Genomic DNA, 25,535 nt, shown 5'->3' with positions numbered 1-25,535 from the left:
ATAATTTATTTAGCTCGGCGAAGTAAATAAGCTAAACCGTTATCTCCGTAAGCGCTCATCTGAACTACTTCCCAGCCTTCCGCTGCTGCATCATTTAGTGCTTTCGTCAAAGTAGTGCGCATTTTCTGGCTACGGTCATCTCTGGCTTTAAGCTGCTTTTCAACTTGCTGTCTATATTTTTCCCGACGCTCTTTCGCTTCGGCCTTATACTTAGGGTCCTGTGTATCTACACTCCTGACTTCAATAAGTTGATTCTTATCTGTCTGGGTTGTCGAGGTGGATGAGGGCCCGATAACAGTATCAACTATACTCGGTTCATCCAGCTTAACATCTGTCTGGTTGTGAAAGGCTGGGCTAAAACTCATGAATGCGAAGCCGGAAGAAACTGCTGGGCCATTGAAAAAAATCTGCATGTACGTGTAGGGCTTTGACACGGTACTTTGTGCCTGCACCGATGCAGAAAACTCGCTTAAAGCAGCAAATAGAAGCAGGAATGTGAGTAACTTTTTTTTCATGAAAGCAACAAAATATACTTTGAAAATCAGGTTCTAAAAGTCAGCCTATCCTACTGGCTTTTGCATTTAGCAAGCCATAAACCATTGTATTTCCACCAATAGCCCTTTATCGAAAAGCAAAAGCCAAGACTCGTCACTCACATTTCTACCCATTGCTAAGGAAACCTCTATTCGTTTGCCGACTTTGTGCACGTCCAGTTCGCCCTGCTTTTTTACGGCCTGCGGATAGATTTTAGCAAGCGACGCTAGAGTAGTTTTATTGTTTAGCCGCAGAGTAGGAGTTTTTAATTCTAACTCCGGATTGTGGCGAAAATCAATGGAGGTCATGACCGCCGTATCACCATATACTTCTGCGCGGCTTTCTTTGAAATAAGCATACTGGAAAATCTTATCATCAAAGTAGTGAACGCATACATCATTAAAGTCTGGGCTTACCAAACTATCAGGCTGGCCTAAAAGCTTATATAAATCCGCAGTTTTTCCAATCAGCGGCAGCTTGCCGTTAAGTCTCACAGCGTCCCAATCCAAGTATTCATCAACGAAAACAGGTGCTGCCGCGGCTTCGGGCAACTGACCCACAGCCGTGGTATCGAGGATTGGTGAATGAGTAGCAGTTGGAGCCGTAGAGGTTTGCGTGGAGGGCTTTTCCTGACAACTTACAGCAAATACCGTCCAACACGAAACACCTACCACTCTCAAGGTAGGCCTGAATAAGGATATCATTAAGCTGAAATAGCCTAGCTTAACTCCTTCTTAAACAACCCCAATGTCCGCTCCCAGGCTAGCTTGGCGGCTTCGGCGTTGTAGCGAGCAGGGGAGGAGTCGTTGTTGAAAGCGTGGTTTACGCCCTCATACATAAACTGCTGATACTTAACATTGGCAGCTTTCAGTGTTGCTTCGTAGGCGGCAGCTCCAGCATTCACGCGCTCATCGAGGGCGGCGTAGTGGAGCATTAGGTGAGCTTTGATTTTAGATACGTCGGCGTCCTTAGGCTGGGTACCGTAATAGGCCACGGCGGCGTTGAGTTTGGGGTCGCTGAGGGCGAGGCGGTTGGCCATGGCACCACCCCAGCAGAAACCGACGCAACCGGTTTTGCCGTTGCTGTCGGGGCGCTGGCGCAGATAGGTGAGGGCAGCGAGGTAATTGTTGAGCGTTTTTTGCGGGTCGAGCTGGCCGATGAGCGTGCGGCCTTGGTCTTCGTCGGTGGGCGTGCCGCCCAACTGAGACAGGGCATCGACGCCCAGCGCTAAGTAGCCGGCTTGGGCTACACGGCGGGTTACGTCTTTGATATGGGGTGTCAGGCCACGGTTTTCGTGAATAACCACCACCGCACCGCGCTTTTTTTTACCCTTTGGGTGCACTAAGTAGCCCTGCATGGTAGCACCGTCACCGGGCCAGGTTACGGTTTCTTCTTCCAGCTTAGCATCCTGTACAGGCACGGTGGCGGCGTTGGCGTAGCCAGGCTCCAACACGGCTAGCGCCGCCGTTGCCAACGCTGCGCCGCCGGTTATTTTCATCAACCGCTCCATGAACTCCTTGCGGGAGAGTGGGGCATGGGTGTATTCGTCGAAGAGGTTGATGATGCGCTGATCCATAGGGGATAGGGTAGAGGAAGTGTAAGGCCAGGCCGTGGCGTGGCAAATCGTTAGAAAATGATTTCTGGGGGCATTTTGCGGTGTTGCGCACGCTCCGTCAGCCCCTTGAACAGCGCCGTTACGCAGGAGTTTAACGCTACTCTTCCCGGTTCACGGTGTCCATCGAAAAAGCGGGTACGCAAATCGACCAGTACTCACACTCCGCATCGAACGGATTAGAGTACCGCACCCGCGCCCCGGCCTTGATCAGCAGCGACTCGCCGGCGCTCAGTTCAATGATGTCGCCATCTACCTCGAACCGCTTACGGCCGCGCACTACGATGGTGATTTCGTCGAACTGCGGGCGCTGGTGAGGCTCGCTCCACTGCGGCGGCGCCACCATATGGGCCACGCTGTACTCGCTGGTGTGGGTGCTGGCCAGGCCAATGTGCTCCTCAATGAGCTTGCCATCGGTGGTGGGTACGCGGAAGGGCGCTTGCTGGCGGAAGTACTTTTTTTCGTCGGGCATATAGGGGGCAACTATTCGATTTAGGGTTTCTCGGGGCATTCTCCTTTGGTATAGGAGAGCACGCCGGCATTGGTAGCTACGCAGTCGTTGCTGTAGGTTTTGCCGTTGCAGCCGCACACCGGGTCGTACTGCATGGTACAGATGCCCGCCGGGTCGATTTTGGTCGAGTCGATGCAGGCAGCGGTGGTAGTGGTGGGCGTGGAGGCCGTAGAAGCGGCCGGTGGTTGATTGCACATAGCCAGCAACGGTAGGCCGACAACCGCGAAAAGCAAGTTTTTCATAATGCAAGTACGCCAAAACAGCTTAGCCGCTCAAGATGAGTCGGTAGCTCAAAGTACGACTTAGGTTTAAAAAAGCCCCCCAAGCACCTAAATATCTTATTTCATCTATTTTTTGCTGCTTAGATATAACCCAGCTTAACTGTGTTCGTATAGGCAATCAGCTTAACAAGCCAGGCGCACCTTCTTTTGGCATTTTCCTACCGTTGGAGCCACTGATACCGCCGCCTGTTTTCAAGTATTCACATTCTCTCCCTTACCAACATGTCGTATCAACAAGAAGACAACTCAGGCAAAATTCTCCTCGCTGTATTAGCTGGTGCTAGCGCCGGTATCATTGCTGGCCTGCTAATGGCGCCCGATAAAGGCGTAGCTACCCGCGGCAACCTGAAGAACGCTGCCACCAAATACAGCGGCCAACTCGGCGAGCAGCTTTCCAAGTATGGCGAGCAGCTGGATGCACAGTTCAAAGGCTACGTTGAAAAGCTCGAAGATATGGGCATCACGGGTGCTGGTAGCAGCCTCAAGCTGAAAGGCGACTGGAACGAGAGCAAAGGTAAACTGCGTCAGCAGTATGCTCAGCTCACCGACGAAGATCTGCAATATGCTGAAGGTCAAGAAGAAGACCTCGTAGGCCGTTTGCAGCAGAAGCTAGGCAAAGGCAAGCGTGAAATCACGAAAATGCTGAATGACCTGTAAGCCACCCCTGGCTTTCGATTAGTAAAAAAAGACCCTCATCTTAGTAGATGAGGGTCTTTTTTATGATAACCTTCGCGTAACAAACGCGTTACTCTTTGCGGATTGGTCGGAAGCTCTTTCATCTCAACGCCAGTTCTTCGTTCACTTTTCTATTCTCACTCTACCCTCATGAAGGACCAAAACGGCAAAATCATTCTTTCCCTGCTGGCCGGCGCCAGCGCTGGTATCATCGCAGGCTTACTCTTAGCCCCCGATACTGGCGAGGAAACCCGCACTACTCTAAAGAAATCGGCCTCCAAATTCAGCGACGACCTGACCAAGCTTTTCCAGGACAGCCTAGCGAAGGTTAACGATTTAAAAGGCAGTGTTGTGCAGAGCGGCCAGGACTTGGCAAACCGAGCCAACGCCGACGACATTCTTAATTCCTTGAAATCATCGGTTGGTACGCGCGGCGACCAAAGCGGTGACCTAGCCACTCCCGCTGGCGCTGGTCAGCAGGGCGGCCACGACATCACGGAGCCCGGCTCTATAGGTGGCGCTGTTGGCGGTGAAGATGCTGACGCTGGCTTAGGCCGCGGCTTGTAAAAGTTTTTTAGCTCATTCGTAACCTTCGTTTGGCTGAGCCGTTAAAGACACTATAACCGGCTTGAAAGAAGATCGGAAATGCACTGGAAGCAAAATTGCCGATAATAGGAGCTTCTACTGAGTATTGGTTTATTGAACTTGGTAGCAAAATCAGATTATCCATCGCAAGCTTCTTCTTGTTCGCCCCGATCGGAAGGGTAAGCCAGTTTTAAAAAGAAAAGCCTCTCGCGTTTAATTGCGAGAGGCTTTTCGATTTTATATAGTTTCGCTAACACAAAAAAAAGCCCCCCAGAGCTATTCTGAGGGGCTTTTTTGGGTCACAAAGGAAACGAATACAGAATCCGCGATTTAGAGCGCTTCCGGCTTCATCTGAGGGAAGAAGAGCACATCCTGAATGGAGTTAGAATTAGTCATAATCATGCTCAGGCGGTCGATGCCGATACCTAGACCAGCTGTGGGGGGCATTCCGTATTCTAGAGCCCGCAGGAAGTCCTCGTCGAGCACCATAGCTTCCACGTCGCCGCGCTTGCCTAGTTCCAGCTGCTCCTCAAAGCGCTGGCGCTGGTCGATGGGGTCGTTGAGCTCAGAGAAGGCGTTGCAGATTTCTTTGCCATTGCAGATGGCCTCAAAGCGCTCTACTAAGCCGGGCTTAGAGCGGTGCTTCTTGGCCAACGGCGACATTTCCACTGGGTAGTCAGTGATGAATGTAGGCTGAATCAGCTTAGGCTCGCACAGTTCACCGAACAGCTCGTCAATGATCTTAGCCTTGCCCATGCTCGGGTCCGTGTGTACGTTAAGCTTCTGAGCTGTTTCGCGCAGGGCTGCCTCGTCCATATTGGTAATATCGACGCCGCTGAAGTGCTGAATGGCCTCGAACATAGTGAAGCGCTGCCAGGGGCGCTGGAAGTTGATAAGGTTATCGCCTACCTGCACTTCAGTTTTACCGTGCAGTTCGAAGGCTACACGCTCTACCATCTCCTCCACTAGGTCCATCATCCAATAGTAGTCTTTATAGGCCACGTACAGCTCCATCTGAGTGAACTCCGGGTTGTGGAACCGCGACATACCCTCATTACGGAAGTCCTTGCTGAACTCATACACGCCATCGAAGCCGCCGACAATCAGGCGCTTGAGGTACAACTCGTTGGCAATGCGCAGATACAGCGTCATGTCCAGCGTATTGTGGAAGGTCTTGAAAGGACGCGCCGCCGCGCCACCGTACAGGGGCTGTAGGATAGGTGTTTCTACCTCCAAATAACCCTTGTCGTTCAGGTAGTTGCGCATTGCTTGCACTAGCAGCGTCCGCTTAATGAACGTCTCGCGCACCTGTGGATTCACCACCATGTCCACGTAGCGCTGACGGTAGCGCTGCTCGGGGTCGGTGAAGGCGTCGTATACTTGGCCGTCTTTTTCCTTTACTACCGGCAGCGGACGCAAGGCTTTCGACAGCAACTTGAACTCCGTTACGTGCACCGATGTCTCGCCCACCTGAGTTTTGAACACGTGGCCTTTCACGCCCACGAAGTCGCCCAAGTCAACCAGCTTCTTGAAAACAGTGTTGTAGAGCTCCTTATTCTCGCCGGGGCAAATTTCGTCGCGGTTGATATACAGTTGAATGCGGCCCGAGGAGTCCATCAGCTCCGCGAAGGAAGCTTTGCCCATCACGCGCTGCGACATAATGCGGCCGGCCAGCACAACTTCCTGGAAGTTGTTAAGCTCGGGGTGGTAGTTGTCCAGAATCTCCTGGGCAGAGAAGTTCACGTCGAACAGCTCGGACGGATACGGCTCAATACCAAGCTTATGTAGCTCGTCGAGCTTGTGGCGGCGTTGCTGTTCCTGTTCGCTGAGATGGTGCATGGTCAAAGGCTTAGAAATAAGGCCGCGAAGTTACGCCCGCCGCCCGGATTATATAGTAACAAAAAGCGCTGCCCCAAGGGAGCAGCGCTTACGTGTATCTGTAGTAAGACAGTAAATAGAACGGATTAAGCCGCGATGTTCATCTGGGCAGGGGCCTCGCCAGTCAGCAGTGGCTCGATGCGGTTGCGCAAGCGGTCAGCTACGAAGCTGTGCTGCAAGTGCTTCGGCAGATCAGCGATAAGCTGCTGATAGCGCTCAAGACCCATGGCCTTGGCTACATAGCTCTCGTGAATACCATTGAGGTAACTCACAATGTTGAGCAGCGACTGGTGGAAAAGCTTAAAGTCAATCTCGGCTTCCACGTAGCGCTCAATCTCACGGCTGGTCTGCGAGATGCGCAGACGGCTAAGCAGATCGAAGATGGTGGTATAGCCTAAGCGCCACGTGATCTGCTGCCAATGGGCGGCCGTCCACTTATCCAGCACCTTGCCGGTCTTCTGGCTACGTAGCGCGGTGTTGGGGTTAGCCTGTACCTGCTGACGCGTGATCTGAGCTTTCATCTTGCGCGTAGTGCGCAGGAACTGCCCGATCTGAGCCTGAGCCTCAATCTCTTTGCCAGCGATGTGCAAGCCAGCCTTGTAGCCAGCCAGCGGCAGACGGTGTATGCTGAAGTCGCCGTAGGCACCAGCGGCGTAGAACGACACCGGCCGCGGATAGGCATTGCGTACCACCAGGCGCCCCACCTCACGCTGCACGAGCGAAGGGTTATTAGACCGCACCCCAGTAGTATACAGGAAAGCCTGCAAACCAGATAAGATAGTATGATACGCCTGCGGGAAAGTCCAGTGCAGGGCGTTGCGCAAGTAATCCTCATCACCTAGCTCGGCGGTGGCACGCAAGGCGTACTCCGTGCTCCAGCAGGCGTGAAGGAGCTTGGTCACGTTCGGGAGGTCGGCGTCGGTTAGCTCAGCTTGGTGTGCCCGGAAGTAGGGCAGGTGCTGCAAGCCGCCGGTAGCGTCGTCGTTTTCCTGAATGTGGTAGTTGATCGCAAAGAAGTAGTTGAGAAAAACCTGGGCCGGAATCGATTTGCGCCACGTTTCCTCCGCTAGCTTCTGCTCGTCTGTCACGAGCGGAATGATGTTATTCTCTAATATCGTTGTCATGCTAAGTAAACAGGTTAAGGCCAGTATGAGTTGCATATTTACTAAAAATAATCGCAAATATTTTACTGTATTAAATCATTGATTATGAGGTATTTATGCAAGATATATATTACCTATTTAGCAATGGCTTTTAGGGTCGATTTACTAACTACATTGTCAAGAAACTTTGGCCAACAAAAAAGCCCCCCAGAATCGTTCTGGGGGGCTTTTTAGAAAGTTGCTTTGAAAGCAAACTAGCTTAGATCTGGTCTTTGATTACAGCTACAGCTTCCCGTAGGGTAATGTCTTTCTTTAGGTTGCGAGTGAAGCGGCTAGCGCGGTTCACCTGTACTGTGTCGGAGCTTAACTGACGTAAGTCAACGGCCAAGGGAGCAATTTCGAGCGGCTTTGCAGCTTTCTGCAACTGCTCATATTTATCTGACTCAGCTTTGGCTTGTAGCTGCTCGGCCCGATAGGTATCAAGCTTTAGGCTTACCATCGTCTCATTCTTCCGCTTGACCATACGTTGAACCATATCGTTGATCAGCTTGAAGCTTGGGCTGTTATCTACGCGCTTCTTGCTGGCCTCGCTTAGCTTAGCTACAGCTGGAGCACCGCTCCAAGGACGGTAACGAGCTGGGCTGATTTCGTCCCACTTCAATGGGTAGTCCTGCTCCTTCTCACCCTGATCGAGGTAGCTGTACAGATCAGGAAGAATGATGTCTGGTACTACGCCTTTGAACTGCGTGGAGCCCCCGTTGATACGGTAGAATTTCTGGGTTGTCAGCTTCAGCGAACCAAAGGGCTTGATATTGTTGAACTCAGCTGGCATAGCGTCGTCAAGGTCGAAGATGCGCTGCACGGTGCCTTTACCATAGGTGCTAGACGAGCCCATCACGATACCACGCTTGTAGTCCTGAATGGCAGCGGCCAAAATCTCGGAGGCAGAAGCACTGTACTTGTTCACCAGCACTACTAGCGGGCCCGAGTACTGTATGCGTGGGTCACGGTCGTTGAGGATGTTAGGTGCGCCTTGGCTTGAGCGAACCTGCACTACTGGACCATTCTCCACGAACAAGCCCGCCATCTCAACTGCATCTTGTAGGGAGCCACCACCATTAGAACGCAAGTCGAGCACTACGCCTTGCACGTTCTCGCGGGTCAGCTTCTCCAGCTCTTTCTTAACGTCAGCGGCGCTGCTGCGGCCCCCGTTATCGTTAAAGTCAGCATAAAAGCCGGGCAAACGGATATAGCCTACTTTCTTGCCGTCTTCATTAATAGTAGCCGACTTAGCGAAGGTTTCTTCAATAATTACCACATCACGAATGATGGGAATAACCTGGGTGCTGCCATCAGCTTTCTTAACCGTCAGGCGTACCTCTGTGCCTTTCTTGCCTTTGATTAGGGCTACAGCCTTATCCAAGCGCAGGCCTTCAATAGAAACTGGTTCTGCGGCACCTTGCGCCACGCGCAGAATAATATCACCAGCTTTTAATTCGCCCTGACGATAGGAAGCGCTGCCCGGAATCAAATCGGATACTTTGATTTGACCGTCTTTCTCCTGCAAAGAAGCACCGATGCCCTCAAACTGGCCCGTCATCTGCTCATCGAACTTGTCTTTGTCGCGGGGGGCAAAATACTCGGTATGGGGGTCGTAGGTATTGGCAATAACGTTGGCGTACAGAGCTAAGCGCTCAGCTGCGTCCGTTTGCATCATGTCCTGAAACTGGCTATCGAAGTATTTCAGCACCCGCTTGCGGGCCTCAATTTCCATTTCGGCCGGGGTCCGGTTAGGCTCATTGGTAGCTACAATGGGAGTTTTGCCGATAGAGGCAGTTGGCGCAGACGCTTTTTCTTTGCGCTTGGCCTGCTCATCCATCATCTCTGACACCCGTGATAGGGTCTGGTACTTTAAGTATTTGCGCCACTCTTCGCGCTGAGCTGCCTTATCGGATGCATAGGTCATTTTATCCGACTCGGTTTCAAACGACTCTTCCTTCGTGAAATCGAAAGGCTGCGTTAAGATCTCGCGGTACATTACCTGTACCTCCTTCATGCGCTGGTCCATGAGCTGAGAGGCGAGGTCCAAGAACTCGTGCGTTCCGGCTTTCACCTGGTCGTCAATGGCCGTCTGGTACTTGCGCAATTGAGCTACATCCGACTGCAACAAGAACTTCTTGTTGTAATCGAGGCGCTTCAAGGTTAAGTCAAATACCCGCTTCGAGAAGGCATCGTCTACTTTCTCGGGCTGGTAGTGCGCTACAGTTAAGCCCTGTAGCATGGCTTTGATAAGGACTTCATCTTTCTGCGGCGCCCGGGCATCGCTACGCCGGTATAGCTTATAAGAAGCAAGCACAAAAATGGCCATCACCAGCGAGGCATATAGCCCTATTTTCAAGCGAGGAGAAGACATGGAAATCGGCGTGAAATGGAGGAAAATCGACTACAAACAAAACGTGTTCCGGATACCTGCTAACAAGCAAGCGACCAGTTACTCTTTCAAAACGTTGGTTATTGGCAAATAAGTGCCCAATATTTAAGGAAAGGCCCCAGCTTACCGGTTGAGGTTGCATCACCGGAACTAGGCCACTCACAAAAGCAATAACTGATACGCAATAGAAGCTTATTTGGATAATGAAACATAGGCCTCTTGGTTAAAATACATAATTAAGCTCGGCAGGCAAATCTCGCTTAAAACAAAAAAGCCCCCTCCAGATTGGAGGGGGCTTTTTCAAAAGTTAATCAGCTACTAGTAGCGACGAACCCGGTCACCGTTGTTGCGACGGAATTCTTCTTCGAAATACTTAGCGTCATCATCGTTGCGGGGCTTCACGCCCATCACGATGCCGCCTTGCTTAATGTCTTGCTCGTACTCAGCAGCGTGCTCCTCAGGAATGCCTGAGCCTACTAGAGCGCCTACTAGGCCACCTGTCAAACCACCGGCACCAGCACCTGCTAAAGCAGCTGCAATAGGACCAGCAATAACGAGGCCTAAGCCTGGCAGAGCAACTGAAGTACCAATGGCAGCAATAGCACCGATTACGGCACCAGCAGTACCACCAATAGCCGAACCTACACCAGCACCTTCCATAGCCTTATCGCCTAGGTCAGTATCAGGAGTGTTGTCGCCGAAATGCTTCTTACGAGTTTCGTCCGACATCAATACGTTGACATCGTCCTTGCTGTAACCACGCGACGATAGAGTGGTATAGGCACGCTCAGCGCTGTCACGGTCGCGGAAAGAGCTAGTCATCATACCGCTACCCGAACCTGACTGATATGGCTGGCCAGTTGCGGCATGTGCTGCGTGGTCGGCAGTATTTTGTACGGCATCAACGCCACGGCCTACTACTGCACCAGCAGTACCAGCTGCAGCTGCACCTTTGGCTGTTGCGCTATAGTCATCGCCGCTAACATTAGAGCTTCCAGTGCTTGCGTTGCCCATGTTGCCGCTTGATGTTGTATTACCCGATGTGCTGTTGCTCATGCCGGTACCAGCTGAGCCAGTTCCGTAATTAGCGCCTGAGCCTGTACCAGTATTCATTGGGTTGTTGCTTTCGTTCGTTTCCATGGGTAGTTTAAGTTTGGGATTAAGGGAGATGTAGTTCTAGCTAGCAGAGCTTAAATAAAAAGCGCCGAATAGCCAGATGAGTAGCTAAACGGCGCGATTACGGTGGGGGTTACAGAAATTTGAATCTGCTTCCTATTATATCTATGAATTATTGTTTATTAGCTCTCTATATCAGCTTAATCAGCGAATTTCTCATAATTCGTGTCGGTCTGCCAAAACGCTCGACACTCGTCCCGCAGGTTCTTTAAGAAGTCAGGGTCCTGTTTAAGAGTGCGCCATTCGCCTAAACCCAAACGTTCGCAGAGCTTAAAGAAAGTATCCCCTTGGCCTTTAGAGCCAGCTACTTTCACAAGGCAGCTAAGGATAGGGCGACCGTTACGATATTCTTTCTCCGAAATCTCACTCAGAATATCATTTAAGCGAGCTTTCTCGTGGGAGATTTCCAAATTGAGACCCAATTCGGCTTCCTGAACCAGATTCAAATAGCTAGTAGTGCCCACTTGGTTGCGGGCGAAACGAATTAGGTGACTGCGGACGCGTGCATTCATCGAGGCAATGGGCGAGTGGGCGGGCGGAAAATATCAGCAATGTACTACTCTAAATGAATATACCAGAGGAGTACAGGGCCCGTAAACCAAAATTGTGCCGACGTAGCTAAACCTTTTGTACGTCCTATTTTTTCGCCTTGCGACGCGCCATTTCTCTTTGAATAAGCGAAAACTCCCGGCTGCTCTGGCCCGCTATGGCCGTATTCTCATCGGCCCGGCGTAGCAGGTAGGGCATTACGGCTTCTACTGGACCGTATGGAACGTATTTAGCGGTATTATAACCGGCGTTTGCTAGGTTATAGCTCAGGTTATCGCTCATGCCATAGAGCTGAGCAAACCAGATGCGCGTATCCTGGGGCTGCAGATTATGCTCCTGCATGAGTTCAGTGAGCAGCAAAGAACTAGCCTCATTGTGCGTACCGGCACAAATGCTGATGCGGTCCACATGAGCTACACAATAGCGCAACGACTCATTATAGAGCTGATCGGTAGCTTCTTTGGTTGGATTGATGGGGTTTTGGTAGCCACGCTGGACCGCCGTGCGACTTTCCTTTTCCATGTAGGCACCGCGCACCAATTTGCCCCCCAGGAAGTAGCCATCGCGCTTGGCGTCGGCATAGGCTTGCTGAATGGCTTCCAACCGGTCGTGGCGATAGAGCTGGTAGGTGTTCCACACAATGGCCGACTCACGGTTGTACTTGGCCATCATCTCATAGGCCAGCGTGTCGATGGTCTCCTGAAACCAGCTTTCCTCGGCATCCACAAACACACGCACTCCATACTGGTGTGCCCGGGCACAAATGGCGTCTACCCGCGCCTTGGAGCGGTCGTAGCTAACTTGTTCAGCTTTGGTGAGCGTTTGCTTAGCCTGCACTTTCTCCAGAATAGCGCTGTCGGCGAGGCCCGTAACCTTAAACACTGAGAAAGGAATATGAGTAGAGCGGTGGGCCATGTCGATGGTGGCCAAAATCTCATCGCGGGTGAGGTCGAAGCTTTTGTCGCTGCCTTCACCTTCCACCGAGTAGTCGAGAATAGTACCGATGTTGTAGCGCCCCAACTCCTCAATGACGGGCAGGCATTCCTGAATAGTCTCGCCGCCGCAGAACTGCTCGAAAATAGTTTTTTTGATCAAAAACTTTACCGGTAGGCCCCACTTGAGCGCCGTTTTCATCATTCCGCCCCCAGCCTTGACCAAGGTGTTATTATTCATGGCCGCGAACAGTGCGTACATCTGGCGCAGCTCCGCATCCGATTTGGAAGCAAAGGCAACGGCCGTATCATTGAAGGAAAGGGCGGGGGCGTGGGTGGCTAACATAGGGCGGGTGGTTTTTAAACGACGCTTTTGGGTGGGCGAAGATAGGTTTTAAACAACGTTTTGACCGGCAGAGTTACCTTGCAGCCCGCTCTTTTTCTGATAGCCTCCCTGATGAGGCTGGGGGGCTTTTTACGTATGCCTTCTCATTTTCCGTATTCGCTTTCATGGAAATTCCTGCTGTCACTACTTTTTTTACCAGTCGCTTAGCGGCTAAAGGCCGTCCGCTGCTTATTGCTGGCCCTTGCAGTGCCGAAACCGAGGAACAAGTATTGACCACGGCTCGGGCGCTGAAAGCACTAGGCCAAGTAGATATGTTTCGCTCTGGGGTGTGGAAACCCCGCACTAAGCCCGGCGGCTTTGAAGGCATGGGCGCGGCAGCTTTGCCCTGGCTACAGCGCGTGCGCGAGGAGGTTGGTCTACCTGTCACCATAGAGGTAGCCACGCCCCGCCACGTGGAAGAAGCCCTGCGCGCGGGCATTGATGTGCTCTGGATTGGGGCCCGTACCACGGTTAATCCATTCGCCGTGCAGGAGTTGGCCGATGCCCTGGCTGGTACCGGCGTACCCGTAATGGTCAAAAATCCGGTTAACCCCGATGTGGCTTTGTGGGCCGGAGCGCTTGAGCGCCTGGAGCGCGTAGGCATCACTGATCTGGCGGCTATTCACCGTGGCTTCAGCACGTTTGCGCCCTCGCGCTACCGCAACGCGCCCACCTGGCAATTAGCGTTTGAGTTGAAAGCCCGCTTCCCGCATGTTCCCCTTATCTGCGACCCCAGCCACATCAGCGGCCGCCGCGACTTGATTCTGCCCGTGTCCCAAAAGGCACTGGACCTCGACTACGATGGGCTGATGATCGAGACTCACCCCGACCCCGACCACGCTCTTTCTGATGCTGCCCAACAAGTAACGCCCGCTAGGCTTGGCGAAATCCTGGCAGAGCTAAAATACCGTTATCGCTCCTCAAACAATGCCGAGTTTCTAAACAAAGCCGAAGAGCTGCGCCAGCAAATAGACACGGCCGACCGCGAAATCGTGGAGGCGCTAGCTACGCGCATGGCGTTGGTGGAGCAACTGGCCGAGTACAAGAAGGAAAACAACGTGAAGATTCTGCAAATGGACCGGTGGCAGGAGATCTTTGATTCACGTCGGGAGTGGGGGGCAAAATTGCGGCTCAACGAGCCTTTTGTGGCCAAGCTCTACGAGCTGATTCACTTAGAAAGCATCCGTAAGCAAACGGAAGTAATGAATCAGCCAGAATAGACTGGCTTGGTGATACTTCGAATTTCGCGGAGCAAGTAGTACTACCACTGTCCTTACAGAAATCACTAGCGGTAATAAGGCATCTGCAACACTACTGAACTGCTGTTTTCTCTATTATCTTCTCCTGCCGCTCCATACACTGTTGGCCGAATGAAGTTCGCGGAAAGGCTTAAAATTGTGTCATAAGCAACTCGTTGCTTGATACCGACAGGCGTGTTGCGCAAGCCTGCTAATCCTTTACAAGTCGTTACTCTCTCGTTTTCATGAAAATACTTCTGATTGTATTGCTGGGCTGCTTGGCAATGAGTTCAGCTAACGCTCAGCAAGGTGCTGAGCCGGTGAAAGTGACTGACTTGCTAAAAATTCAGCAAATCGGCAGCATCACGCTCACCCGCGACGGACGCAAAGCTGCCTTCACCGTGCTAGGCGTGGAGCCCGACGAGAAGAATAAGGCTGACTATAAAAACGTGAGCCAGCTTTATGAAATAGGAACCGAAGCCGGTGCTAAGCCTCGACAGCTCACCTCCTCAAAAGAAGGCGCCTCACAGCCAGCTTGGAGTCCGGATGGGCGGCAACTAGCCTTTGTGCGAACCGTGGATGAGAAGCCTCAGGTGTTTGTAATGGCTGCTATGGGCGGCGAAGGACGGCAGCTTACGCGCTACAAGCACGGCGCTACTGCTCCCAAATGGTCGCCTGATGGCCGGCAGGTTCTGTTTTCCTCCGCCATTCCGCTGCGCGAGTTGTTAAAAGATTCCCTGCTAAACGCCGCCAAGCGCCTGCCCCGATGGCCTTTTGAAAAGCCTGGCTTCGATAAAAACGACCAGCTAGCCGCCACTACCGCCAAGCCTAACGCCAACGGCACCCTGGCCGAAATCAGAGCTTATCTCGATCAGAATGAGATTGACAAAAAGGCCAAGGTGCTCACCAAGCTTAACTTTCAGGATGAGCGTGATGTGTCGGCGGAGCAAACCTTCTCGCAGTTCTTCGTAATTGATGCTACTGATGTAGAAGCGAAGCCCGTGGCCCTTACCAGTGGCTTTTACCGCTTCAATCAGGCTGCATTCACCCCCGATGGCCAGCACCTGCTGCTCTCCGCTGACATTGACTCGGTGCAGCACCCGGACCGCTCGCTGGAAAACGAGATTTATCTGGCTGACCGCAATGGCCGCAACCCGCGCTTACTGCTAGGCCAAGATAACACCATCTACTCGAACCCTGAAGTTTCGCCCTCCGGCAAGTGGCTAGCCTTTCAGATGGCGCCTACAATGGGCGTAAACGTACCTGAACTAGCCGTAATGCCCCTCAATGGCACCGCTAAGGATATTATTACCATCCCTTTCGACCGCAACAAGGGCAACCTAGTGTGGAACGACGATGACAAGTATGTCTACTTCACAGCGCAGAGTAATGGCGGTGCACCACTTTATAGAGCCAATATCAAGACGCGAAAAGTAGAGAAACTCTCGGCCAATGACACGGGAATTTTAAGCTTTGACGTGGCGAAAAACAAAGTTGTGTTTGCCCAAACGGGCGTACTTAATCCATCTGATTTATTCGTGGCCGATGCTGGGCTCAAGAAATTGCAGCGCGCTGGCACCTTCAACGAGTGGGTGAAAACCCGGCGGCTTTCATTGCCCGAAAAGCACACCTTTGTAAATGATAAGGGCTTGACGGTAGAATATTGGGTGATGAAGCCCACTGCATACCAGGCTGGCAAGAAATACCCGGTGGTGCTGGAAATCCACGGTGGCCCCTCAGCCATGTGGGGGCCTGGTGAGGCCAGCATGTGGCACGAGTTTCAGTATTTTGCTGCTCAAGGCTACGGGGTAGTATATGGAAATCCTCGCGGTTCGGGTGGATACGGGCAAGAGTTCCTTCGGGCCAACATCAAAGATTGGGGAACGGGCCCTAGCAGCGACGTACTTACTGCCCTCGACAAAACGGTGGCCGAAGGCTGGGCAGATCCAGCCAAACTCACGGTGACTGGCGGCTCCTATGCTGGTTATCTTGTGGCCTGGATTATCAGCCACGACCAGCGTTTTAAGGCAGCTTGCTCCCAGCGCGGCGTGTACGATTTGGCCACATTCTTCGGTGAGGGCAATGCCTGGCGTCTGGTACCCAACTATTTTGGTGGTCACCCCTGGGAGCCCGCTGTGAAGGAGGTGCTCACTCGCGAATCGCCTATTAGCTACGTGCAGAATATTACCACGCCCTACATTCTGTTTCATGGCGAAAACGACCGTCGCACTGGCTTTGTGCAAAGCGAGATGATGTACCGCAGCCTCAAGGTGTTGGGTCGGCCAGTGGAGTACGTGCGCCACCCCGGCGGCACCCACGAGCTCACTCGCTCCGGCGACAACCGCCAGCGCATCGACCAAATGCTGCGTACCTACGAGTTCTTTGAGCGATATATTGATGCCAGAAGCTTAGTTAATTAACCGGGGGCTCACTCGTGCTAACTGTGTGAACAACGCCAAACCACTTATCAAAGTAGACCCTTATGTGAGTAACGGCCTACTTGAATTTGCTTGGGAGAGCTTGGTTCATACATCTCAACCGCATACAACTCAAATCCTATCGTATTGATTGATAGGCTGATTTGCGAAACTATCTACTTCAGCTGTGTTTTCACCAGATACTATCTTCATCGGTCCTGAGGCCCTAACGGCTCTCGCAGATTTCTTACGCCAGCCAGCAGTTAGCCAGGTTTTCGTGCTGGCTGACGATAATACGGCCCGCCTCTGCTACCCTCAGCTTCGGGCGCATTTACCCGACAATCACACCTTTATTCCGATTGAAGCTGGCGAGGAGTATAAGACGTTAGCTACTTGCGAAATAGTGTGGGATGCACTAACCGAAGCCCGCGCCGACCGCTTTGCTGTACTCGTGAATCTTGGGGGCGGGGTCATTACCGATCTGGGGGGCTTTTGCGCGGCGTTGTATAAGCGCGGTATCCGCTTCGTGCAGGTGCCTACTACCTTACTAGCCCAAGTCGACGCTAGCGTGGGGGGCAAAACCGGCATCGATTTTCAGAATTATAAGAACCAGCTAGGCGTGTTTCAGGCGCCTGCATCTGTATTTATCGAGCCTCGGTTCTTGACAACACTTGACCCTCGCCAGCTAAAATCAGGCTACGCGGAGGTGGTAAAGCACTGGCTGATTGATGATGCCGCTGCATTTGATCACCACCGCCGCGCCGGCTTTTTCGTGGACGATTGGACGCCCATCATCCGCGAATCGGTGGCCACCAAGCAGCGCATTGTAGCCGCTGACCCGCTGGAAAGTGGAATGCGCAAAGTGCTCAACTTCGGTCATACGGTAGGGCATGCGCTCGAAAGCTACTTGCTGGTGCAGCCCGGCCGCGAGATTCTACACGGCGAAGCCATTGCCGCCGGTATGATTTGCGAAAGCTGGCTTTCCATGAAAAAAGGACTGTTGAGCGAAACGGAGCTAGACAAGATCGAAACGTTTCTGTTTTCAGTGTTTGAGAAGGTGCAATTCGTGACTCTCGAAACCGACGCCATTGCCGAGCTAGCCCTGCAAGACAAGAAAAACGCCGGGGCCACCATCAATTGCACCTTGCTGGAAGGTATCGGCCACGCCGTGTATGATCAACCCGTTACGCTGCGGGAGATTGGAGAATCATTGCGCTATTATCATCGGCTGTTGAGCTAAATACAGTTTCTTAAGCCCAGCGCCCACTTATTCCGATTACAATACCAGAATGCCCGAAGCACTAACCTTAACTTGGTCCGGCGGCCCTTTGCAGGGCACAGCCCAGCTCCCTGCCTCCAAGAGTGAAAGCAACCGCGCCCTTATTATTCAGGCCCTAGCCGGCAACGGCACCCTTACCAATCTCTCCGACGCCAACGATACCCAGCTCATGCGCCGGTTGCTGACCGACCCAACTGCTGAAACCCTTGACGCAGAAGATGCCGGTACCGTCATGCGCTTTCTAACTGCTTATTTATCTGTTACCAATCGCCGAGTGCATCTTACGGGTACCGTCCGCATGCGGGAGCGCCCCATTGCCGTGCTCGTCAATGCATTGCGTGAGCTAGGAATGCAGGTTGATTATGCGGAGCAAGAGGGTTATCCACCACTAAATATTCAGGGTTGGGGGACAAATTTGCCCCCTACGGAAATGGCGGAGCTTACTGTACGCGGCGACATCAGCAGTCAGTACATCTCGGCTTTAATGATGATTGCGCCTCAATTGGCCGGCGGCTTGCAGTTATTTCTAACTGGTAAAGTTGGGTCGCGGCCCTATATCCGCATGACTCAGGCGCTTATGCAGCATTTCGGGGCCAAATGCCGCGATTTGGGCTCTGTCATAGAGGTGCGTCCCGGCTCGTATCAGCCTGCCGATTATGCTGTCGAATCCGATTGGTCGGCGGCGAGCTACTGGTATGCTATGGTGGCCTTATCGCCCGCTGGGGGGCAAATTCAGCTGCCCGGCCTCCGTCGTTACTCCCTGCAAGGCGACCAAGCCATAGTGGGTATTATGGAACATTTAGGAGTGGCCACCGAATTCCTGCCCGATGGTGGCGTACAGCTTACTCAGCAGCCTCCGACGGGCGCCTTCTCCCAGGATTTTACGCACTGCCCCGATCTAGCCCAAACCGTAGCGGTAGTAGCCGCCGCCCAAGGTGTAGAAGTCGAAATGACGGGTCTGGAAAGTTTGCGCATTAAGGAAACCGATCGCATTCTAGCACTTCAAACCGAACTAGCCAAGTTTGGCGCCGTTCTCACCGAAACGCGCCCGGACGTATTACACGTGGCGGCTCCTGATTTCCAAGTAAACGGCCAAACCGTAGCCACCTATCACGACCATCGTATGGCTATGGCCTTCGCACCGCTAGCATTACGCGGCCCACTGACCATAAATGCCCCCCAGGTTGTACGCAAGTCGTACCCTAGCTTTTGGAATGAGCTAGAACTGGCCGGTTTCAACCTATAAGCATGCATTAAAGAGCTGTCAGACAGAGTTCAACGCTGCCTGATAGCCGTTTGCCATGTATTTTAATTCTCAATTGCCCTCCTCAGATCAGCGAAATAAGCGGCTGATTTGAGCAAGCGGCTACCGTACCAGCTAAACAACTCCCCATCCACAATTCTGATTTTCGCTGGGGAGCAAATTTGCTGAAACTCGGCCACGTGCTTATCCGCGAATGGATAAGGCTCCGAGGATAAAAGCAGAACACTTGAAGCTGCCGCCGCGAGCTGCTCCGCCGACACTTCTGGGTAGCGTTGCTGGGGGGCAAATACGTTGGCAAAACCCGCGCGCGTCAGCATATCATCAATAAAAGTGCCCGCGGCCGCCACCATGTAGGGTTTGCGCCAGATGAAATAAGCCACAGACAGTGGCGAGGCTACTAGTGCAAGCTGCGCAAAAGAGCTCTCAATGTCTGCGGCTAGTTGGTCGGCCTTGGTTTTGGCACCTACCACCACGCCCACCTGCCGAATCATGCGCAGGGCATCATCAAGGTTGGTGATGTCGCTGAGCCAAACCGGATAGCGGTCCGCGAGCTGCTCGATACCAGCTTGGTAGTTTTCTTCTTTGTTGCCAATGATAAGATCGGGTTGCAGGGCATCAATCTTCTCGAAGTCAAAATTCTTAGTGCCACCAATTACAGCTGCCTGCTGCCGCGCCTGGGTGGGATGAATGCAGAATTTAGTCACGCCGACTACCCGCTCGCCCACTCCCAAATCAAACAGCAGCTCCGTCTGGGAAGGTACAAGCGACACGATGCGCCGCGGCGGATACGGCACCACCACTCGCCTGCCCATCTGGTCGGTGAGCGTTAGGGGTAGGGTCGGAGTTGGCGGCAGAAGCTGCGGCATAAAGAGAATAGAATGTAGTATAAGCTACCTGTGAAATCGAAACGCCGGCCTGACGTTATAGTGTCAAACCGGCGTCCCGCTTAGTTGATTTTAACCTTATCTCTACTTAAAATAGCGGAAGTCGTGGCCATCTTCAATGCGCAAAAGCGTTTCGTAGATAAGCCGAATTACGTTTTCCACATCATCCCGATGCACCGTTTCTACGGTGGTATGCATGTACTTTAGAGGCAGAGAAATAAGAGCAGCGGCTACCCCTGAGTTGGAGTAAGCAAAAGCGTCCGTATCGGTGCCGGTAGCCCGAGTGGCGGCGGCCCGCTGGAAAGGAATATCTGCCGTAGCGGCGGTGCCGATGATGAGGTCGCGAAGATTGTTTTGCACGGCCGGGCCATAAGTGATAACCGGTCCTTTACCGCAGTGCAGGTCGCCGCTGGTTTTCTTCTCGTACATGGGCGCCTGCGTGTCATGCGTCACATCGGTAATAATGGCTACATCAGGCTGAATACGGTGGGCCACCATTTCGGCGCCCCGCAACCCTATTTCTTCCTGCACCGCATTCACGATATACAGGCCGAAGGGAAGCTCCTGCTTGTTTTCTTTAAGCATTCGAGCTACCTCCGCAATCATGAAACCGCCGATCCGGTTGTCGAGGGCCCGGCCCACAAAGTACTGCTGGTTCATCACCATAAACTCGTCCTCAAACGTGACGACCGAGCCCACATGGATACCCATACGCTCCACCTCGTCTCTGGAAGTGGCGCCGCAGTCAAGGAAAATCGTTTCGATAGTAGGCGCCTTATCCTGTTCTACCTTGCGCACGTGAATAGCCGGCCAGCCAAAAATGGCTTTGACGATGCCCTTATCCGTGTGAATGTTCACCCGCTTCGATGGGGCCACCAACGCATCCGAGCCGCCATTGCGCCGCACGTATATGTAGCCTTCTTTCGTGATATAATTCACGAAATAGGAAATCTCATCAGCGTGGGCTTCAATAACCACTTTGTATTTCGCCTTCGGATTAATCACCCCCACCACTGTTCCGTATGTGTCGACGAAATACTCGTCGATGTACGGTTTAATGTATTCAAGCCACAACTTCTGCCCTTCTTTTTCGAAGCCAGTCGGGGAGGGGTTGTTTAAATACTTCTGAAGAAAATCAAAGGATTCGCTGCGCATAGTAGAATCAATTTAATAGTTGCCATCCAGTAGAAACAATAGCACGCAAGGCGTACGCTCAGCTAACTTGCCAATCAGCTAAAGTGTCTTCACGCGGTGCATTCAGGATGACTAATTGAATGCAGCTTAAGTGTAAGACAAGAATAAAAGTTTGTCTTACAGAGGAATATTGCCGTGTTTTTTACGTGGCAACACGTCCACTTTATTTTCCAGCATTTTAAACGCCCGAATCAGTTTCTGCCGGGTTTGCGATGGCAGAATTACTTCGTCGACAAAGCCACGGTGAGCAGCGCGGTAAGGCGTAGCAAACTTCTGCTGATACTCTTCTACTTTTTCGGCCAGCTTGGCTTCGGGATCAGCGGCTATAGCAATTTCTCGCTTGAAGATGATCTCAGCTGCTCCTTTAGCACCCATTACCGCGATTTCGGCGGTTGGCCAGGCGTAGTTCAAGTCGGCTCCGATGTGTTTAGAGTTCATTACATCGTAGGCACCCCCATATGCTTTGCGGGTAATCACGGTAATGCGTGGCACAGTAGCTTCGCAGAACGCATAAAGTAGCTTCGCGCCGTTGGTAATAATGCCGCGCCACTCTTGGTCGGTGCCCGGCAGGAAGCCCGGAACATCTTCCAATACTAATAATGGAATATTAAACGAGTCGCAGAACCGCACGAAGCGAGCTGCTTTCGTACTGGCATTGATATCGAGCACGCCCGCTAATACCGCCGGCTGATTGCCCACAATGCCAATGCTGCGCCCACCCAAACGGGCAAAGCCAACTACAATGTTTTCCGCAAAATTCTGATGCACTTCCAAGAAAGTGTCGGCATCAATAATCCCCTCAATTACTTCCCGAATGTCATACGGCTGATTCGGATTTTCGGGAATAATAGTATCAAGTACGGCGCGCAGCTCATCGCCTTGAGGCTCGTATGGAAGGCTGGGGGGCGTTTCTTCGCAGTTCTGCGGCATGTAGCTCAGCAGCTGCTTGAGGTGAGTAATGCAGGCAACCTCGTTGGCGCAGGAAAAATGCGTCACGCCACTTTTGGCCGAGTGCGTGCTGGCGCCGCCAAGCTCTTCGCTGGTTACGTTCTCGTGAGTTACTGTTTTTACTACGTTGGGGCCCGTCACGAACATATAGCTCGTATTCTCCACCATCAGAATAAAATCAGTGATGGCCGGTGAGTATACAGCTCCACCAGCACACGGACCCATAATGGCGGAAAGCTGGGGAATAACTCCCGAGGCCAGCGTGTTTTTGTAGAATATGTCAGCATAACCCCCTAGGCTAACTACACCTTCCTGAATACGAGCTCCACCCGAATCATTCAGGCCAACAACGGGGGCGCCATTCTTCATGGCGAGGTCCATTATTTTAACGATTTTCTCGGCGTGCGTTTCCGATAAGGAGCCACCGAATACTGTGAAATCCTGGGAGAAAACGTAAACCAAGCGGCCATTCACGGTACCATAACCTGTCACTACACCGTCGCCGAGGTAATACTCTTTATCCAACCCAAAGTCCTTCGAGCGGTGCATGACAAACTTGCCTATTTCCTCAAACGAGCCTTCATCCACCAGCAAATCTATCCGTTCTCGGGCCGTCAGCTTTCCTTTTTGGTGTTGGGCATCAATGCGAATTTGCCCCCCACCAAGCAATGCTTCGGCGTTTTTGCGTTCGAGAATTTCGATTTTGCTTAGGTGAGCTTCGATGTGTGGATCGGACATATGTGGGTGGGGGAAATATATGTAGCTACTTAGGTTGTGAAGCCAAAGGTAACCGAAGGAGGCAAAATAAGCCGCACAGAAATTGGGCTACTTCTTATATGCATGCGTGAAACAAGGTAAACGCAATCCAGCTGAAATGCTAAGCAAAAAAAAGAGCCGGTCTCTATTCAGAAACCGGCTCTTTCACTAAGCTATAACTTACTTACCCTTGCCCTTATCAGTCGCGTCGTCGGCATCTGGCTCGGGGGCTTCAGCGGGTCGCTCGTCGCTGGCTAAGTCAGGCTTATTACCACTGCTGCTTACGGCGAAAGTTAGTTCTTCAGCACCCTCCGCGAAGTCAGCGGTAATCACGTCACCTTGGGCAATTTCTGCCTTCAGGATTTCTTCCGCAATCGGATCTTCGATGTACTTCTGGATAGCCCTGTTCAGCGGACGTGCACCGTATTTCGGATCGTAGCCTTTGTCGGCCACAAAGTCCTTAGCGGCTTCAGTCAACTCAACTTTGTAACCCAAGGTCTGGATACGCGACAATAGCTTGGCTAGCGAGATGTCGATGATTTTGTGGATGTCTTTCTTCTCTAGTGAGTTGAAGACAATCACATCGTCCAAACGGTTGAGGAATTCTGGCGAGAAAGTCTTACGAAGGGCGTTGGTGATGGTGCCCTTCATGATATCATCCATGTTCTCCATCCGGTTTTTCGTGCCGAAGCCGATACCAGCACCGAAGTCCTGCAAGTCGCGGGCACCGATGTTAGAGGTCATGATGATAATCGTGTTGCGAAAGTCCACCTTGCGGCCTAAACCGTCGGTCAGGATACCGTCGTCAAGTACTTGCAACAGCAGGTTGTAGACATCGGGGTGAGCCTTCTCGATCTCATCGAGCAGGATAACTGAATAAGGCTTGCGACGAATTTTCTCCGTTAACTGACCACCTTCTTCGTAACCTACGTAGCCGGGAGGCGCGCCCACCAGGCGCGATACGCTGAATTTCTCCATGTACTCACTCATGTCAATACGCACGAGTGACTCTTCCTTGTCGAAGAGATAAGTAGCTAATACCTTGGCAAGCTCCGTCTTACCTACACCCGTTGGGCCGAGGAACACAAAGGAGCCGATTGGCTTCTTGGGGTCTTTTAGGCCAACGCGGGTACGCTGGATGGCTTTCACCAATTGCTTGATAGCCTTATCCTGACCAATTACTCGACCTTGCAGCTCTTCACCCATGTTGAGCAGCTTAGCGCTCTCGTTTTGGGCTACGCGCACCACCGGAATACCAGTCATCATGGCGATTACCTCGGCCACGTTTTCCTCTTTCACAGTGTAACGCTTCTTCTTGGTTTCATCTTCCCAGCTTTTCTTAGCTGAGTCGAGTTGCTCGAGAAGCTTCTTCTCTTTGTCGCGAAGCTGAGCGGCTTCTTCGTATTTCTGCGACTTCACCACGCGGTTTTTCTCCACTTTGATATTCTCAATCTGCTCTTCGAGCTTGAGAATATCTTCGGGAACTACGATGTTGTTGATGTGCACGCGGGCACCCGCTTCGTCGAGAATATCGATGGCTTTATCTGGCAGGAAACGGTCAGACATGTAACGGTCCGAAAGCTTCACGCACGACTCAATCGCCTTATCGGTATAGATAACGTGGTGGTGGTCCTGATACTTATCCTTGATGTTGTGCAGGATTTCAATCGTCTCCTCAGGTGTGGTGGGGTCCACCATTACCATCTGGAAACGACGAGCCAAGGCACCATCTTTCTCAATGTACTGACGATACTCGTCGAGCGTGGTAGCGCCAATGCATTGAATCTCGCCGCGGGCTAGAGCGGGCTTGAACATGTTGGAGGCATCCAGCGAGCCCGAAGCTCCACCAGCACCTACAATCGTGTGCAGCTCGTCAATGAAGAGGATAACGTCGGGCGACTTTTCCAGCTCGTTCATCACGGCCTTCATGCGCTCCTCAAATTGCCCCCTGTACTTAGTGCCAGCCACCAAAGAAGCAAGATCCAGCGTTACCACGCGCTTGCCGAAGAGCACACGCGATACTTTCTTCTGGATAATACGCAGGGCTAAGCCTTCCGCAATGGCGGTTTTACCAACACCAGGCTCACCGATGAGGATGGGGTTGTTTTTCTTACGACGCGACAAAATCTGCGCTACGCGCTCAATTTCTTTTTCGCGGCCCACAATAGGGTCGAGCTTGTCGTCCTCGGCCAGCTTAGTCAAGTCGCGGCCAAAGTTGTCGAGCACCGGGGTGCGCGACTTCTCGCCGGGCTTCTTCGCTGCTGAGCTGCTGCCGGAGCTGCTGCCGCGGCTAGAGCCGCCGAAGAGCTTGTCGTTGTCGTCGTCGTCTGTGTCGGGGGCGCGGTCGGTGGGGGCAGGGTTGCCGTGATAGTCCAGCGAGTCGCGTACGGATTCGTAGTTCACGTTGAATTTGCTGAGGATTTGCGAAGAAATATTGTCTTCATCACGCAGAATCGACAGCAGCAGATGCTCCGTGCCGATAATTTCGCTCTTGAAGATTTTAGCCTCTAGATAGGTTATCTTGAGTACTTTCTCGGTTTGTTTGGTCAGCGGAATAGAGCCGGTAATGCTCGTGCCTTGCGTAGCCGTGTTGCGAGTGGCTTGTTCCAACGCATACTTAAGCTCTTCCACCGAAACACCCAATTTCTTGAGCAGTCCGATGGCAGTGCCCTCGCCTTCGCGGATCATGCCCAGCAGCAGGTGTTCGGTGCCGATATAATCGTGCCCGAGCCGGATGGCTTCTTCCCGGCTCAAAGAGATGACCTCTTTGACTCGATTTGAGAATTTAGCTTCCATGCAGATAAGGTAGTGAAGAAAATATAGATCCCCGCTATAAAACGGGTTGGGCCGGATCAACCTGAAAACAGGAAAGGGCGGGCGAAGGTTCGGGGGCAGCATTAAGG

The 25,535-nt window shown here is 52.3% G+C and carries 21 protein-coding genes; 6 read left to right on the top strand and 15 right to left on the bottom strand.

Features of this window, described 5'->3' with window-relative positions; all coding sequences use genetic code 11:
* Positions 1-5: 5 nt before the first annotated feature.
* The 5 genes from ACW9KT_RS14085 to ACW9KT_RS14065 form a co-directional block, all read right to left on the bottom strand.
* The gene (locus tag ACW9KT_RS14085) at positions 6-515 is read right to left on the bottom strand and encodes a hypothetical protein (protein WP_457081446.1); all 510 of its coding nucleotides are present in this window, start codon (positions 513-515) and stop codon (positions 6-8) included.
* A gap of 66 nt (positions 516-581) precedes the next feature.
* On the bottom strand, positions 582-1,094 hold the full coding sequence (locus ACW9KT_RS14080) for a hypothetical protein (RefSeq protein WP_457081444.1): 513 nt from the start codon (positions 1,092-1,094) through the stop codon (positions 582-584).
* A 158-nt stretch (positions 1,095-1,252) separates the two neighbouring features.
* Positions 1,253-2,110, bottom strand: a complete 858-nt coding sequence (locus ACW9KT_RS14075; RefSeq protein ID WP_457081442.1) for a dienelactone hydrolase family protein — start codon at positions 2,108-2,110, stop codon at positions 1,253-1,255.
* 136 nt (positions 2,111-2,246) lie between these two features.
* Complete coding sequence (locus ACW9KT_RS14070) at positions 2,247-2,618, bottom strand: cupin domain-containing protein (protein ID WP_457081440.1); 372 nt, start codon at positions 2,616-2,618, stop codon at positions 2,247-2,249.
* Between the two features lie 20 nt (positions 2,619-2,638).
* Positions 2,639-2,899: a Kazal-type serine protease inhibitor domain-containing protein gene (locus tag ACW9KT_RS14065; protein WP_457081438.1), complete on the bottom strand. Its 261-nt coding sequence runs from the start codon at positions 2,897-2,899 to the stop codon at positions 2,639-2,641.
* 261 nt (positions 2,900-3,160) lie between these two features.
* On the opposite strand from ACW9KT_RS14065, the gene ACW9KT_RS14060 reads away from it, so the two are divergent.
* Together ACW9KT_RS14060 and ACW9KT_RS14055 are read left to right on the top strand one after the other, a co-directional pair.
* Complete coding sequence (locus tag ACW9KT_RS14060; protein WP_457081437.1) at positions 3,161-3,595, top strand: YtxH domain-containing protein; 435 nt, start codon at positions 3,161-3,163, stop codon at positions 3,593-3,595.
* A gap of 168 nt (positions 3,596-3,763) precedes the next feature.
* Entirely contained in the window at positions 3,764-4,180 is a 417-nt protein-coding gene (locus ACW9KT_RS14055) for a YtxH domain-containing protein (RefSeq protein ID WP_457081435.1), read from the top strand.
* A 348-nt stretch (positions 4,181-4,528) separates the two neighbouring features.
* Here ACW9KT_RS14055 and lysS read toward each other — a convergent pair whose 3' ends face one another.
* The 6 genes from lysS to ACW9KT_RS14025 form a co-directional block, all read right to left on the bottom strand.
* Positions 4,529-6,037, bottom strand: coding sequence for a lysine--tRNA ligase (gene lysS, locus ACW9KT_RS14050; RefSeq protein WP_457081433.1), 1,509 nt, complete (start codon positions 6,035-6,037; stop codon positions 4,529-4,531).
* A 125-nt stretch (positions 6,038-6,162) separates the two neighbouring features.
* A complete protein-coding gene (locus ACW9KT_RS14045) occupies positions 6,163-7,200 on the bottom strand; it encodes a hypothetical protein (RefSeq protein WP_457081431.1) in 1,038 nt (345 codons plus the stop codon).
* 238 nt (positions 7,201-7,438) lie between these two features.
* On the bottom strand, positions 7,439-9,592 hold the full coding sequence (locus tag ACW9KT_RS14040) for a carboxy terminal-processing peptidase (RefSeq protein ID WP_457081429.1): 2,154 nt from the start codon (positions 9,590-9,592) through the stop codon (positions 7,439-7,441).
* 336 nt (positions 9,593-9,928) lie between these two features.
* Positions 9,929-10,750, bottom strand: coding sequence for a hypothetical protein (locus ACW9KT_RS14035; protein WP_457081427.1), 822 nt, complete (start codon positions 10,748-10,750; stop codon positions 9,929-9,931).
* A gap of 176 nt (positions 10,751-10,926) precedes the next feature.
* Positions 10,927-11,298 (bottom strand): hypothetical protein, encoded by a 372-nt coding sequence (locus ACW9KT_RS14030; protein WP_457081425.1) that lies wholly within the window; start codon positions 11,296-11,298, stop codon positions 10,927-10,929.
* Between the two features lie 124 nt (positions 11,299-11,422).
* On the bottom strand, positions 11,423-12,613 hold the full coding sequence (locus tag ACW9KT_RS14025) for a proline dehydrogenase family protein (protein ID WP_457081423.1): 1,191 nt from the start codon (positions 12,611-12,613) through the stop codon (positions 11,423-11,425).
* Between the two features lie 164 nt (positions 12,614-12,777).
* Here ACW9KT_RS14025 and ACW9KT_RS14020 point away from each other — a divergent pair, with 164 nt between their 5' ends.
* From ACW9KT_RS14020 to ACW9KT_RS14005, 4 genes are all read left to right on the top strand, one after another.
* Positions 12,778-13,872, top strand: a complete 1,095-nt coding sequence (locus ACW9KT_RS14020; protein ID WP_457081421.1) for a chorismate mutase — start codon at positions 12,778-12,780, stop codon at positions 13,870-13,872.
* Between the two features lie 263 nt (positions 13,873-14,135).
* Positions 14,136-16,310 (top strand): S9 family peptidase, encoded by a 2,175-nt coding sequence (locus ACW9KT_RS14015; RefSeq protein WP_457081419.1) that lies wholly within the window; start codon positions 14,136-14,138, stop codon positions 16,308-16,310.
* 184 nt (positions 16,311-16,494) lie between these two features.
* Positions 16,495-17,547 carry a 3-dehydroquinate synthase gene (gene aroB / locus ACW9KT_RS14010; RefSeq protein ID WP_457081418.1) on the top strand — a complete coding sequence of 351 codons (1,053 nt, stop codon included), beginning with the start codon at positions 16,495-16,497 and terminating at the stop codon, positions 17,545-17,547.
* Positions 17,548-17,596: 49 nt separating this feature from the next.
* Entirely contained in the window at positions 17,597-18,832 is a 1,236-nt protein-coding gene (locus ACW9KT_RS14005; protein ID WP_457081416.1) for a 3-phosphoshikimate 1-carboxyvinyltransferase, read from the top strand.
* Between the two features lie 62 nt (positions 18,833-18,894).
* Here ACW9KT_RS14005 and ACW9KT_RS14000 read toward each other — a convergent pair whose 3' ends face one another.
* From ACW9KT_RS14000 to ACW9KT_RS13985, 4 genes are all read right to left on the bottom strand, one after another.
* Entirely contained in the window at positions 18,895-19,716 is an 822-nt protein-coding gene (locus ACW9KT_RS14000; protein ID WP_457081414.1) for an ABC transporter substrate-binding protein, read from the bottom strand.
* 102 nt (positions 19,717-19,818) lie between these two features.
* The gene (locus tag ACW9KT_RS13995; RefSeq protein WP_457081412.1) at positions 19,819-20,889 is read right to left on the bottom strand and encodes a M42 family metallopeptidase; all 1,071 of its coding nucleotides are present in this window, start codon (positions 20,887-20,889) and stop codon (positions 19,819-19,821) included.
* A 156-nt stretch (positions 20,890-21,045) separates the two neighbouring features.
* Complete coding sequence (locus ACW9KT_RS13990; protein ID WP_457081410.1) at positions 21,046-22,614, bottom strand: acyl-CoA carboxylase subunit beta; 1,569 nt, start codon at positions 22,612-22,614, stop codon at positions 21,046-21,048.
* A 198-nt stretch (positions 22,615-22,812) separates the two neighbouring features.
* Positions 22,813-25,428: an ATP-dependent Clp protease ATP-binding subunit gene (locus tag ACW9KT_RS13985; RefSeq protein ID WP_457081408.1), complete on the bottom strand. Its 2,616-nt coding sequence runs from the start codon at positions 25,426-25,428 to the stop codon at positions 22,813-22,815.
* Positions 25,429-25,535: the final 107 nt, after the last annotated feature.

It is taken from the genome of Hymenobacter sp. HD11105, assembly GCF_054051685.1.
Note: the sequence above shows the minus strand (reverse complement) of the source record. Positions and strands in the feature narration are given on the sequence as shown.